At 72.7% G+C, this 13780-nt stretch carries 7 protein-coding genes; 6 read left to right on the forward strand and 1 reads right to left on the reverse strand.

Translation table 11 applies throughout. The features are described from left to right. Positions 1–10 precede the first annotated feature (10 nt). Genes OV427_RS40860 through OV427_RS40875 form a run of 4 tightly spaced genes read left to right on the forward strand, consistent with a single transcriptional unit; the run spans position 11 to position 10375 of the window. Complete coding sequence (locus tag OV427_RS40860) at positions 11–1714, forward strand: hypothetical protein (protein ID WP_267861642.1); 1704 nt, start codon at positions 11–13, stop codon at positions 1712–1714. Between the two features lie 36 nt (positions 1715–1750). Beyond that, a complete protein-coding gene (locus OV427_RS40865; RefSeq protein ID WP_267863552.1) occupies positions 1751–3655 on the forward strand; it encodes a hypothetical protein in 1905 nt (634 codons plus the stop codon). Between the two features lie 11 nt (positions 3656–3666). Then, entirely contained in the window at positions 3667–7260 is a 3594-nt protein-coding gene (locus tag OV427_RS40870) for a flagellar motor protein (RefSeq protein WP_267861643.1), read from the forward strand. Positions 7261–7270: 10 nt separating this feature from the next. Continuing rightward, positions 7271–10375, forward strand: coding sequence for an MYXO-CTERM sorting domain-containing protein (locus tag OV427_RS40875; RefSeq protein WP_267861644.1), 3105 nt, complete (start codon positions 7271–7273; stop codon positions 10373–10375). On the opposite strand, the gene OV427_RS40880 is transcribed toward OV427_RS40875, so the two are convergent. Next, a complete protein-coding gene (locus OV427_RS40880) occupies positions 10372–11754 on the reverse strand; it encodes a response regulator (RefSeq protein ID WP_267863553.1) in 1383 nt (460 codons plus the stop codon). The two genes, OV427_RS40875 and OV427_RS40880, sit on opposite strands and share 4 nt — an antisense overlap. A 12-nt stretch (positions 11755–11766) precedes the next feature. Between OV427_RS40880 and OV427_RS40885 the strand changes: the two genes are divergently transcribed. Then, a complete protein-coding gene (locus OV427_RS40885) occupies positions 11767–12153 on the forward strand; it encodes a VOC family protein (RefSeq protein WP_164000834.1) in 387 nt (128 codons plus the stop codon). Positions 12154–12219: 66 nt separating this feature from the next. Continuing rightward, positions 12220–13554, forward strand: a complete 1335-nt coding sequence (locus OV427_RS40890) for a general secretion pathway protein GspE (RefSeq protein ID WP_267861645.1) — start codon at positions 12220–12222, stop codon at positions 13552–13554. The last annotated feature ends 226 nt before the right edge of the window (positions 13555–13780 follow it).

The raw sequence follows: 13780 nt of genomic DNA on the forward strand, positions 1-13780 counted from the left end.
GTCGTTTCCGATGCTGCGGACACTGGCCCTGGTTTCCTCGCTGCTCCCCGCGCTGTCTCCCGCCTTCGCGCAGATGCAGGCGCGCCCCATCACCGGCACGGCGAAGGTCGTCAACGGTGGACCGGGAGACCAGACGGACCCCCACGTCAGCGGCCCGCTGGTCGCCTATACGAACGAGGTCCGCGGCACGAGCGAGATTCGCTACCACGACCTGGTGACGGAGCACGACGCGGCCATCCCCAATGGGGGCGCCTTCGACTTCGTGTCGGACGTGAGCGGCGACACGGTGGTGTTCACCCGCGTCGGCGCCTCCAGCTCCATCTACACCTTCGACGTGGTGGCCCCGGGCTCCACGCCGGTGGAGCTGGCGCCCGAGCAGGGCAGCAGCCGGCGCGCGGCGGTGATTGGCGGCCGCACGGTGGCGTGGCAGGACTTCGGCTTCACTGGCAACACGCTGCAGCCGGAGATTGCCGCGTTCGACCTGGACACCGGCACACTCACCCGGCTCACCGAGGATGCGCTGCAGGACCGCACGCCGGCGGTGGCGCCCGATGGAAAGACGGTGGTCTGGGCCAAGTGCAACACGCAGAGCCAGGCGTGCGACATCTGGGAGGCGCGGTGGAACGGCGCGGGCTTCACCACGCAGGCACTCACCGGCACCGAGGGTGAGGAGTCGCAGCCGGACACCAACGGCGAGGTGGTGGTCTACGCCAGCACGCGCATGGTGGACGGTGTCTCGGACCGGGACATCTACTGGAAGCCGGTGGGCGGCGGCGTCGAGCAACGGCTGGCACTGCCAGGGCTGGACGCCAATCCGAGCATCAGCGGCTCGCTGGTGGCCTTCGAGCGCAGGGCGCCGGAGAAGAACGACTTCGACATCGCGCTCTACGACTTGAAGTCGCAGACCCTCTACGTGCTGACGAGCGGGCCGGAGAACGAGAACCTCAACGACTTGAGCATGAGCGGGGACGGCACGGTGCGCGTGGTGTGGACGGCGCCGGCCAACGGCGACTTCAACGTGCACTCCTTCACCTTCCAGCTTCCGTCGGAGCGCCCGTGCCGGCCTTTCGAGGAGGTGGACCGGCTCCCCATCGACGTCTGCTACACGCCGGACGACTGGCCGCTGCTGACCACGCTGGAGGTGACGCGAACCACCGGTGCCCCCAACGGCGCCGAGCTTGATTTCGCCGGAAAGGGCGTGGGCGTCATCTGTGTGGACAACGGCTTCAGCGGCCTGCCGGCCACCTCCGGCTGGGTGTGGCTCAATGGCCACGTGAAGGTGTCACCCGACCAGTTCCAGAAAGACGTGTCCCTCATCGCCAAGGGCATGGTGATGGCCACGGACGGCCACAACACGCTGACCGCTCAGATCTCCGGAAAGCCCGGAACTACGTTCCGCGTCCGCGTCCATGGAATGCCTCCGGTCTGCGAGGACGAGGACGAGGCGTCCGAGCCCCTGGCGCCCGACGCGCAGGTCATCCCCGGGCAGCTTGTTTCGCCCATGTCGCTCGAGGCCAAGGCGGTGTCACCCCTGACCTTTGTGCCCGACGGTGCGGTGCGTGGCGCGGGGCCGATTCCCGGTGGCTGCAGCACGGGTGGCGGCTCGCTGGCGCTGATGGGGATGATGCTCACGGCGGTGTGGCTGCTGGGCCCCCGGCGCGCGTTCGTGGCGATGCGACGGAAGGAACTTCGGCGCGGAGGCCGTGCCCTGTAGACTTGGAGCCGCCTGAACCGGTTCCTCCACGTCGCCCTGCTACTGCTGTGCGCCCCGGCCTGGGCGGACACGCTCGAGCTCCTCGGGCCTTTGTCCGCCGTGGCGCCGGATGGATTCCCCGTGGCGCTGGTACGGAGGGACGCGTCGGGCGCGCCGGTTCCGTTGGTCGCGCCGTCGGTGGTGGCGGAGGGCGCGGAGTTGCGCGACGGCCCCGAGCAACCGCCGCTGCGCACCTTCGTGGTGGTGCCGCAGCCGGGCGCGCGCGAGGTGGTGGTGCGCGCCCGCGTGGACGGACTGGAGGCGCAGGCGCGCTACGGGGTGGGCCCGCCGGCCACCGAGGTGCGGCTGGCGCTGGAGCCCGCCGCGCCGGTGAAGGGCAAGGACAAGGAAGCGGTGCTCACCGTGCGCATGCAGCGCCCGGACGGCACCGCGGATGACAGCGGCGCGCCGCCGGTGGTGCGCGCGAGCATCGGCCGCGTGGAGGGACTGGAGCGGACGGGGCCGGGCACCTACCGCGCCCGCTACGTGCTGCCGGACACGCGCTACCCGGAGGTGGCCATCCTGGTGGCGTTCTCCGCGTGGCCCCACCCGCAGTCCATCCAGGGCGCCTACGGCCGCGTGCTGGTGCCGCTCGCCGCGGCGGTGACGCTGCCGGGCACCACGGAGCCGGACGCGCAGATTTCCATCGACATCGCGGGCACGTCCTTCGGCCCGGTGGCGGCGGGGTCGGATGGTCGCTTCCGCCTGCCCATCATCGTCCCGCCGGGGCACCGCATGGGCGAGGGCCGCGTCGTGGACCGGGTGGGCAACGTGCGGCGGATGCCCATCGACCTGATGCTGCCGCCCACCGACGGGCTGGCGTGCGTGCTGCAACCGCAGCGGCTGCCGGCGGACGGTGCGTCGCAGGCGCGGCTGGTGTGCGCGACGAGCGACCCGCTCGGCCAGCCGGTGGCGGACGCGCGGGTGACGGCCCAGGCGCGGCACGGAACCTTGAGCGGCCCGGTGCGCGCGGAAGGTGGCCTGCTGGAGTGGCGCTACACCTCGCCCCGCGCGCTGGCCGAGGACGAGCGCATCACCGCCGCGTGGCCCCAGCGCGGCGCCGGCTCGCGCGAGGAGCTGGCGCTGCAACTGGTGCAGGGTCCGGTGGCGGAGGTGGGGCTGTCCGTGTCGGAGGCGCTGGTGCACCACGGTGCGAGCGCGGAAGTGCGGGTGACGGCGCGCGATGCGTTTGGCCGCCCGCGGCCTGGAGCGGTGGTGGAGCCGCGGGCTCCGGTGGGCCGCTTCTCGCCGCCAGTGGAGTCGCCGCCGGGCACCTTCTCCAGCACGTGGACGCCGCCTCTGTCGGGCGACGCGGCGGAGGTGGCCGTGGGCGCACGCGCCTGGGGGCCCGCGGGGAGCGAGCCCGCGCGCATCTCCGTGTGGAGGGACGGCGGCGCGCTCTACGCGGGCGTATCGGACCTGGCGGGACTGCCCGTGCCGGCGCAACCGCTGCGCGTGGACGGCCAGCTGGTGGTGACGGGCGCGGACGGCACGGTGCGCCTGGGGCCGCCGCGGACCGGGACGTTGCAGGTGTCGCACGGGGTGTGGCCGGGACTGGCGCGCACCGTCTACGTGCTCGGCGCGGAGGGGCCGGTGTATCCGCTGGAATCCCCGCTCGTGCCGCCCGCCGTGTCGCAGACCGTGCGGCTGGCGCCCGAGGTCCCCGTCAATGTGCGGCTGAAGGTGGAGGGCACCCGTGTGACGTACTGGGTGGAGGATTCGCGCGGGCAGGTCCTGGAGGGCCGTCAGGTGCACGTGGCGCTGTCCGGCGGTGAGCGCGTGGCGGAAGAGGTCCACGACGGGCGCACCTCCTTCACCGTGCGGGGGGCCCCGGGCCCCATCGGTGTCTCCGTGGCGGATGTGAGCACGGGCGTGACGGCACTGGCCGAGGTGCGGCCATGAGGCATGGGCTGATGCTGCTTGCGGCCGCGCTGCTCCTGCCCCTCGTGTCGGCGGCGCAGGGACTGTCGTCGGACACGGCGTCGCTGGCGTCCACCATCGCCGGCCGGGTGTGCCAGGACGTGAACGGCGACGGGCGCTGTGGCACCGACGAGCCGGGCCTGCCGGACGTGCGGCTGGTGCTCACCACCGGCCGCGAGGTGCGCACGGATGCGCATGGGCGCTACCACGTCAACGGCGTGGACTCGCGGATGCCGGATGCGACGGGTGGGCTGCACCTGCGTCCGGGCCGCCAGCGGCTGAAGGTGGACCCGCGCTCGCTGCCGGCCGCCAGCCGGGTGCGTCCGGAGGCCGCCACGGTGGAGGTGCCGTGGGGTGCCGCCCTCCTCCAGGACTTCGCCGTGCGCAACGTGGCCACGCAGGCGCCGCCGCTGGTGCTCTCCTACGCGGCCGCGCCGCCAGTGGCCGAATTGGTGGCGGGCGAGGGCGCCGTCCGCTTCCGCGTGGCCGGCAAGGCGGCGCCGGGCGACCGCGTCACCGTGGCGGGCGTGGCGGCGGAGGTGGACGCGCAGGGCGCGTGGAGCGCGCTCGTCCCTCTGGTGGTGGGGGCGAACACGCTGGCGATTACCGCCACCGCTCCCGACGGCGCGGTGCGCCTCTTCCGCCAGCGCGTGGACGTGGTGCGCCGCGATGACGGATGGCTGGTGGCGCCACGTGCCGTGGAGCCCGCGGGCTCGCTCCAGCTTCCGGCCGGACGCGATGAGCAGGTGGCCAGCGGCACCACCCGGCTGCGCCTGGAGGCCCCGGAAGGCACCCGCGTGCGCACGCCGAAGGGCGAACAGGTCGTGGGGCCGGACGGCAGCGTGGAGGTGCTGGTGACGCTGGAGCCGGGCCACAACGCGGTGCCGCTCCACCTGGAGGTGCCGGGCGAGCCGCCACGCGACGAGACGCTGGAGATTGCCGCCGCCGCGAGGCCCTTCGCGGTGGGCCTCCTGGACGTGGAGGCCACCTGGGCCCCCGCGGACGGAGACGTGCAGCTGCGTGGCCGCGGCTCCGCCCACGCCGAGTTGCGGCTGGCCGACGTGGAGCTCGTGGGCGAGCTGGACCTGCGCGACACCGACGGCCGCACGCTGAACGGTGCCAGCCTGCCGGACTGGCTGCGCCCGCGCCTGCCCGAGCGCTTCGAGCGCGTGCCGGACATCGACCTCACGCCCGTCGAGTGGGGCGACGACTCGGTGGCGCTGACGCCGAATGCTCCAGAGGGACGCCTGCGGCTGGAGGCCCGGCATGAGGACTACGGCCGCGCCGGCCTGGGCACGTACCGGGCACTGCTGCAGGACGGTGAGGTGGGTCGCTACCACCGGCCGCTCTTCGGCCCGTACGCGGAGCTGAAGACGAAGTTGCTCCAGGACTCGACGGCGCGCGCGGGCGTGGACGTGTTCGGCGGGAGCCTCTCGGACCCGAGCCGCCTGCTGACGGCGGTGCCCGCGCACGAGGAGCTGCGCGCCACCGGCGGCAGCCTCTACTACCTGGGCGCGGTGTCGATATCGGAGGGCTCCGAGCTGGTGCGCCTGGAGGTGCGCGACGGCGTCACCGGCCTGCCGCTGGCGGAGCGCCACCTGGTGCGCGGGCGCGACTACGACATCGACTACTTCTCCGGCCGCATCCTACTGGCGCGGCCGCTGTCCTTCATCGCGGGCGAGTCCTGGCTGCGCACGGACTCGCCCACCGAGTCACCCGAGCCGGTGCTGGTGGTGGACTACGCGGCGCTGCGGCCGGCGGACGCGCAGGACACGGCTGGCGGCGAGCTGTGGGGCGAGTGGCGCGGCGCGCGCCTGGGGCTCGCGGCGGTGCGCGAGGGACGCGAGGGCAAGCCCTACACGCTGTACACCGGCCGGGCGCGGGCGACGGTCGGCGCGTACACGCTGACGGCGGAGGTGGCCTCCAGCCGGGGCACGGCGGTGGAGTCCGGCCGCTTCGGCGTGTCGGACGACGGCGGCCTCAGCTTCCTCCGGCCCTCAGCGGGAGTCGGCACGGAGGGTGGGGCGCTGGGCCTGCGGGTGCGCGGGCCGGGGCCGCTGGGCGGCGGAGGCTCGGTGGACGCGGCCTTCCGCCTGCGCGCGAAGGGCTACTCGGACGGTGCGCACACGGAAGCGGCCCTGTTCCGGCAGACCTCGCTGCGCCTGCGCCAGCCCGTGGCCCGTCACCTGGAGCTGACGCTGCTGGCGGATGAGCGGCGCTCGGCCGACCCTCGCGAGCCCTTCGCGGACACGCCCTTCACCGCGCGGACGGTGGGCGCGGCCGTGGGCTGGGAGGAGGTGCTCTGGAGCGCGCGGCTGGAGGTGCGTGACTCGCGGCTGGGCGCGGCGGAGGTGGCGGGCGTGGGGCCGGCCCTCTTCGGAGGCCGGACCTCCGCGGGCATCGCGGGCTCCCTGCGCCTCTTCGGGCGCATGGAGCTGAGCGCGGCGCACCGGCAGATGCTCGCGCTGCACGGCGAGGGGCCGGGGCGGATGGACGACACCTTCACCTCGGCGGGCGTGGACGTGGATGTGGCGAAGGACACCCGCGTGGGCGTGCACGGCGGCTGGGGCCCCGAACTGGGCCCGCGCGCGTGGGCCAACGTGGAGTCCCGGAGCGGGCAGGAGGTGTACTACGGCGGCTACTCGGTGGATGTGGACGGGCCGGACTTCGGCGCGGGCCGCACGCTGACGGGCGCGCGCACCGAGCTGCCGGACAGCGGCACCGCGCTCTTCGTCGAGGACGTGGGCGCGCATGACGCCACCTCCGTGCGGCTGGCTCGCGCGGTGGGACTCCAGCAGCAGGTGACGGGCGGCTTCAGCGTGGGCGCGCGGTACGAGCGCGGCGTGCGCAGCCTGCTCGACGTGGACACCGCGCTGAAGCGCGACGCGGCCGGTGTTTTCGGCCAGCTCGTGCTGGAGCGCCTCCGCGTGGAGGGCCGGGTGGAGCTGCGCCGGGAGGAGGGCACGCCGGAGCGCGGGGACCCGACGCCGGTGGACCGGTTGCAGACGGTGGTTGCGCTGGCCGCACAGGCGGAGCTGCGCGAGGACGTGACGGCCTCGGGCCGCGTGGATTTTGCCCGCACCGTGGATGTGGAGGCGCTGGAGGCGAGGTTCGTCGAGGGCTACGCGGCGGTTGCCTGGCGGCCCGGGCCGTGGCTGGTGGTGGCGCGCTACGGCCTCACCCGCGAGCTGCTGCCCGGCGCACGCGCCGCATTTGGCGAGCGGGCGTTGCAGCTCTTCTCACTGTTGCCGGCCGTCAAGCTGGGAGACCGGCTCTCCGTGGCGGCGGGCCTGCACGCGGGCCGCTCCAGCCTCGAGGACTCCGTGCGCTGGGTGTGGACCGGCACGGTGCGCCCCGCGGTGCGGGTGGTGGGAGGACTGGAAGTAGGCGCGGAGCTCGCACGCAGGACGGCATCCCCGGAAGGTGAGCGATTGACGGCGGTGAGGGCGGAAGTGGCATACCGGGTCGATGAGCGGCTGCGATTGGCTGCCGGGTACACACTCCTGGGCTTCAGCGGCTTGGGGCTGACGGCCGACTCGACGGAGAATCAGGATCGGCTCTACCTGCGAGCCGAAGTGGCCTACTAGGAGCCAACCCGTGCGCGCCGCCATCGTCTTCATCTTCTGCATGGGTATGGCCACGGCGGCATCCGCCGGGGTGGAGATCGCCGACGTCGCGGGCTTCCCCCGGTACGTGGATGTCTGGCGGCCCGGCGTCTACTCGGTGTCCTCGACCCAGAAGGTGGAACTCTGGAACAACGGCGCCGTGGACGCGGAGTTCTTCGAAGCGGACGTGTTCGGCACCTTCCTGTCCCCCTCCGGCTGCTTCGCCGCCGTGAAGCTCGAAGGCACGCTGGTCAGCAACGGCAACTGCCTGCCGTCCGGGACCATCATCCCTCCAGGCGAGAGCATTGCACCCCAGGTACGGCGAGTGCGCTTCACGCCCTCCGGGACTGGCTATGCCACGGTGAAGCCCAACACCACCGACCTCCAGTTGCTGACCACGCTCCCGGCGAACACGGGCGGGCCGGAATGGAACACGCTGACCATCCCCGGCGGGTCATTCAGCCCCACGAGCGTGATGGGGGTGACAGATACGGATGGCGGTGTCCCCCACGTTCTCTTCTACGTCGTCACGACGACGACGGATTTCCTCTGGTATCGGGGGCGTGACTTCGTGGCCGAGGTCGACCTCCCCGCCAACCTGCTGCAGGAGAAGCCCACGACGGTGGACCTCATTGCCACGGAAGGGCCCGACCCCGTCGCCATCTTCGGGAGCGACGCGGGCCTCTTCCGGGGACAGCTCACGCCGCCAACAGGGCCCGGACACCTCGCCCCGTTCCTCCCCGTGACGATTCTCGACGGCGGGACCGCGGTGCGCATCGTCTCGGTGGACGTGAACACCGGCCAGGGCAGCGCACGCGGCGAGGGCTACGGCGTCGCGGTGGGCCTGGGAGACAGCGACGAGTTCGTGCTGCTGGGCGCCGTGCCCACCGACAGCGCGGCCGATGCGGGCACGCTCTGGCGCGTCAACCCCAAGGTGGACACTTCGTCGCTGCCGAAACCGCTGGAAGTGGCCTGCGCGGGCTCCGCCTTCTGTGTCATCAGCCTGGACAGTCCGGGCGAGGGCTCGGGCAACCTCCGCCTCTACACCAACGAGGCGGCGCCCGGCTTCGTGTCGGGGACGCAGTCGTTGGAAATCTACGAGGCGGGGGGCGCCGTGCAGAGGCGGATCACCGCGACGGATGATGACGGAGACGCGGTGCGTGTCTCGGTGGATTCAGCGGCGGCGGCGGGCCTGTTCAACGTGCGCGCTGGGTTGCAGCCGGACACGCTGGACCTGGAAGTCACGCCGCTAGGAGACGTCTGCAAGACGGAGACGCGGGAGCTGGATGTCTTCGCCTCGGATGGCCTCGCGTCCCACGACCAGTCCGTGAAGGTGCGCGTCACCCTCAACAACGTGCGAGGCCCCGAGGTGCCCGGCGTGACGCCCACGAATGCCGCGGTCGTCGCGGGCGGAGCGCCGCGAGTCTTCACGGCCACGCCGCCCGGAAGCGGGCCGTGCGCCACGGTGGGCTACCGCTGGACGTCGACGTCGACGACGCAGCCGGAGCTCGCCGTGTCGCCGGACGGGACGGCCACCTTCACGCCGCCGGACACCCTGTGCGTCCAACAGGGCGAGCGGTACACGTACACCGTGCAGGGCCTGGACGAGGGCGGACTGGCGTCCCCTCTCACGAGCTTCTCGGTGGACGTGGCGCCCTGGGGACCTCCGCTGGCGCCCTTCGGGCCGGGCGCGGTGCGGGCGCTGGCCTCGGGACCGGGCTCGGGAACCGACGTGACGGCCGAGGCTCCCCTGCATACGTGTACCGGCACGCCGGGCCTGCCTGGAGTGCAGACGGTGTGGCGGCTGAGCGACTCCAGTGCGGGAGTGCCCCCGGCCTTCACGGTGAGAGCCGCCGACGGCGGCACCGTCTCGCTGGAGTCCCCGGTGGAGAGCCCGCGGCTCCGGGTGGAGGCCGTCGCGTGCACGCGCGCGAGCCTGTCGTTCACCGCCTTCAACCGCATCCAGACCGACGCCGGTGGCGTGCAGGACGGCCCCGAGGCGACGGTGCGGGTGGACGCGGTGCCGGCGGTAGAGGACATCACCGCCGCCCAGCTCCAGCTGACGGCGGTGCCCGCGGAGCAGGGACAGGTGGACATCCAGCTGGGCACGTCCGTGCTGTGCCCGGCCGAGTACGCGCTGAAGGCACAGATGTCCCTACGAAACCTGGACGGCGGGACGCTGGCCGGCGCGGTGGTGGACGTCCCGGGAAGCTGGAGGCCGCCGCTGCCGGACGACTGCTCGGCTCGGGACTACATCGTCCATGGTCAGCTCTTCGACGAAAGCACCGGCACCCGGCTCAATGGCGGCACGGCGCAGACGCTGGTGTCCGCGCAGGCGCTTCCGGCCGCGCTGGGCGCGCTGGAGGGCGAGGCGCTGGTGGCCCACTGTGGTGAGCGCGCGACGGCCACGCTGACGCAGACGATTCCCTCCAACGCATGCCAGGCGGTGGACATCACCTGGACGCAGGTGGGCGGGCCCGCGCTCGCGGAGGCGGAGCTGGGCGGCGCGCAGGTCACCGTGGCCACGCGCGACACGGGCCTGGAGGGACTGGTGGGCGAGTCCGTCGTGCTGAGCGTCACCGCGGACGCGGGCGGCGGCAACAGCACGACGACGCAGCACGTGGTGCCCATCACCACGGCGCCCTTCGTGGACGTGACGCACGAGACGGAGTCGCAGATTGGCGCGGAGAAGTCCCTGGTGGGCGTGGTGGTGCAGCTGCGCAACGACTCCGGGTGCCAGGTGGGAAGCCTGCGCCACGTCGAGCACGTGGACGGCGTGGACTGGGTGCCCGGCAGCGTGAAGGTGGACGGAAGGACGGTGGCGGAGCAGGCGGTGGAGGGCGGCTTCGTGGTGGACGGCGTGACGCTGCCCGCTGGTGGCACCAGCGCGCTCACCTACGTGGCGCGTCCCCGGCTGCTGGCCTCGCCGCGTTTCGGTGGAGAGGTGTTCCTCAATGGCGTGCAGGTCTCCGGCCCGCTTCCGCCCGTGCCGTCTTCCGGGTGCGGGTGCTCGAGCGGAGACGCGGGCTCGGCCCTGCTCGGACTGCTGGCGCTGGCGCGGCTGCTGCGCCGCCGTCGCGACGGCGCGGCGGGCTAGAGGCCGAAGGTGATGCGGTGGCGGCGGCTCGGTGCCTCGGGCCGCTCCTCCAGCACGCCGAGCAATTCCAGCCCGCGCAGCGTGGCAAGGGCCTGGCGCTCGGACAAATCGGTGAGGGCCAGCAGGTCCTCCACCGTCTTGCTGCCATCCGCGTACGCGAGCAGCAGCGCCTGTGGCCCCTGAAGCTTCAATTCGTGCAGGCCGTACGGCGGGTCCGCGGTGGGGAACAGCCGGCGCGAGGGCGGCATGCGCTGGCGCAGGGCCACCAGCGTCTCCGTCTTCTCCACGCCCTCCAGCACCAGGTCGCCGGGGAAGACGGACAGCTTCACCAGGTCCGCGCGCTGGGGCCGCATGGCGCTGAAGCCATACTGGCCCTCCGTCCACGTGAAGGTGGACCAGAGGATTTCCTTCACCTGCTCCTCCAGCAACTGCCGGCGCCGCGCGGCGTCCATGAGGCCCAGGCGGAGCATGGCCTCGCCGGTGCGCAGGCCGTGCTCCTTCGCGTACGCGGCCACCTCCACCAGGCGGGACTCGGGCAGCACGCCCCGGCGGACGCAGAAGCGGCCGAAGCGCTCCTGCGCCAGGTTGGAGGCGGCGTACACGATGCGGCCGGACTCGAAGTAGACGACCTTGAGGACGGAGCCCTGCTTGAGCTTCAGCTCCCCGTGGTGGCGCGCCTCGTAGTACGCGTTGAGCAGCCGCGCGACGGAGGTGTCCTTGAGCTCTCCCGCGAGCGTCCACTCGGGCAGCGAGCCGCGCGGGGCGGCGGACGGGGACGCGGCGTTGCTCCACACCTTCTCGCGCCGCTGGAAGGGCAGGGGGAGGGCATGGTGCCCGTCGTCGGGCACGGGCAGCGCCTCCGTCTCCTCCACGGAATGCAGGGGGGCGGAGGTGTCGCCGGAGTCGGGTACGACCTCCTCCAGCACGATGAGGTCCTCGTCGTCGAGCAATTCGTCCGGGGGCGCGGCCTCCGGCACGGGCGGAGGGGCACGGGGGGCGGGGGCGATGCCGCCCGCCTCCTCCAGCGAGTCCATGACGGCGTTCAGCTCGAAGGGCTTGGCGAAGAAGGCGCGCGCGCCGTGGACCTGGACGGCCTCCTGGGCGAAGCGGTCCCCCTTGTAGACGCCGCTGACGGCGATGGCGGGGATGCCGTGGGCGCGCAGGGCGCTCAGCACCTCGCTGCCGCGGATGTCGGGCAGGAGCAGGTCCACGAGGGCGACGTCCCATTTCGAGCCGGGGCCGAGCGCCTCCAGGGCCGCCTCGCCGGTGTACGCCGCCCGCGCCTCGTGACCGCGGCTCTGGGCCGCGGCGACGATGAGGGAGGCCAACTCGTGGTTGTCTTCGACGATGAGCAGTCGCGCCATGGGCGCGCAGACCATAGCATCCGCGCCATGGACGTTCAGGGCTTCCACCATGTTGCAATCCAGGCGAAGGACCTCGAGCGGGTGACGGCCTTCTACCGGGACCTGCTCGGCTTCCCGGAACTGACCCGGCACCTGAGGCCGGACGGCTCCCTGAGGAGCATCTGGGTGGGCGTGCCAGGAGGCGGCTTCCTGGCCATCGAGGCGGCGGGCTCGGACCCGGAGTCCCTCCCGTTCCGCCACGAGCGGCCGGGCCTGCTGCTGTTGGCCTTCCGGATTCCGAAGGCGGCCCGGGCTGGGGTGGTGGAGACCTTCGCCCGGGCGGGGGTGCCGCTGGAGCACGAGACGCGCTGGTCCGTGTACGTAAGGGACCCGGAGGGCAACCGGGTGGCGCTCAGCCACCACCCGGAGGACTAGCGACGCCCGCACCCGGCGGCGTGCGTGCTTGCGGAGCGGGACGGGGCACGGCTACAAGCGAAGGCCATGCGCCTGGGTGAACTGCTCGTGAAGGAAGGCCTCGTCACGCCCGAGGGAATCGAGGAGGCACTCGAGGCGCAGGTCGTGCACGGCGGGCGGCTCGGGACGAACCTGCTGGAGCTGGGACTGCTGTCCGAGCAGGACCTGGCGAAGTCGCTCGGTCAGCTGCACAACACTGCCTTTGCCTCCGGGGAGCTGGTGCCGGACCCGAAGGCGCTGGCGATGGTGTCGGCGAACCACGCGGACGACAAGGAATACCTGCCCATGCGGGTGGACGCGACGCGCCTGAGCGTCGCCGTGCTCAACCCGCACGACTTCGAGACGCTCGACAAGATTGCCTTCAAGACGGGCAAGCGCGTGGTGCCGGTGGTCATCCCCGAGTTCCGGATGAACCAGATGCTGCGGCGCTACTGCAAGGCGTTCCGCTCTCTGCGCGCCATCGACATGAATGCCATCCGCGCGAGGCCCGCGCCGGGCGCGCAGGCGGAACTGGCGAAGGCGGCCGAGAAGGCGCCGGATTTGATGAGCGAGGAGGAGTTCCAGTCCGTCTACGCGCAGGCGCTGCGCGGTGGGGCGGACTACGAGGGCGACATGGGCGGGGCGGAGGAGGTCATCACCGGTGTGGAGGTGATGGAGCCCTTGCCTGTACCGGAGCTGCCCGTGGCGCCCCAGGCACCCGTGACGCAGCGGCCCGTGGCGCCCCAGGTGCCGGCGCAGCCGCAGCGGCCGGTGGTGCCCGCGCAGCCGTTCCCGATGACGCCGCCTCCGGTGACGGTGGTGCCGCAGCGGCCGGCCGCGCCGGTGGCGGTGGCGCCGCCGCAAGCGGTGCAGCGGCCTCCGGAGCCGCCGCCGACGCCGCTCACGTTCGCCGAGGCTCAGGCGGAGCTGGCGCGCAGCTCGGACCGCGAGGACGTGGCGCGCACGGTGCTGCGCTTCGCGCTGGGCAAGTGGAAGCGGAACCTGTTGCTGTCGGTGCAGGGCAGCCTGGTGACGGGCTGGCACGGCATGGGGGCCGGTGTGCGCGAGGCGGCGGTGCACCGCATCGGCGTTGCGCTGAGGGAGCAGAGCACCTTCCGGCTCGTGAGGGACACGCGCTCGCACTACATCGGCCCGGTGAAGCGGGACGCGGCGATGGGCGTGTTCTACAAGCTGCTGGGCGGGGGCTTCCCGACGACGGCCGTCATCCTGCCGCTGCTGGTGCGCGGCAAGGTGGTGCACCTCTTGTACGTGGACAACGGGCCGGACCAGCTCACCCCGCCGGACGTGGGCGAGCTGCTCATCCTCTCGCAGAGCGTGGGTCGCTCGTACGAGGCGATGATGCGGCGCCGCAAGAGCGCGTAGGCCCCCGTGACATAGGCCTGCGCCCATCGCAGTCGCACGAGGAGCCTCCATGGACGAGAAGAACAACCGTGAGGCTCCGAGCGAGGAAGCGCAGCTCCGCGCACTGCTCGCCGCGATGGAAGCAGCCAACCGGGGAGACTTCTCGCAGGGCCTCCCGCTGTATGGCGCAAGTCCGCTGATGGACCGGCTGGCGGAGGCCTTCAACACAGGCGCCGCCCTTCAAGCC

It is taken from the genome of Pyxidicoccus sp. MSG2 (assembly GCF_026626705.1).
Classification (GTDB): domain Bacteria; phylum Myxococcota; class Myxococcia; order Myxococcales; family Myxococcaceae; genus Myxococcus.

Excerpts from the sequence above, each read along its gene's own strand:
- OV427_RS40860 (WP_267861642.1), top strand. The coding sequence starts at position 11 with ATGCTGCGGACACTGGCCCTGGTTTCCTCGCTGCTCCCCGCGCTGTCT.
- OV427_RS40870 (WP_267861643.1), top strand. The coding sequence starts at position 3,667 with ATGCTGCTTGCGGCCGCGCTGCTCCTGCCCCTCGTGTCGGCGGCGCAG.
- OV427_RS40880 (WP_267863553.1), bottom strand. The coding sequence starts at position 11,754 with ATGGTCTGCGCGCCCATGGCGCGACTGCTCATCGTCGAAGACAACCAC.
- OV427_RS40885 (WP_164000834.1), top strand. The coding sequence starts at position 11,767 with ATGGACGTTCAGGGCTTCCACCATGTTGCAATCCAGGCGAAGGACCTC.
- OV427_RS40890 (WP_267861645.1), top strand. The coding sequence starts at position 12,220 with ATGCGCCTGGGTGAACTGCTCGTGAAGGAAGGCCTCGTCACGCCCGAG.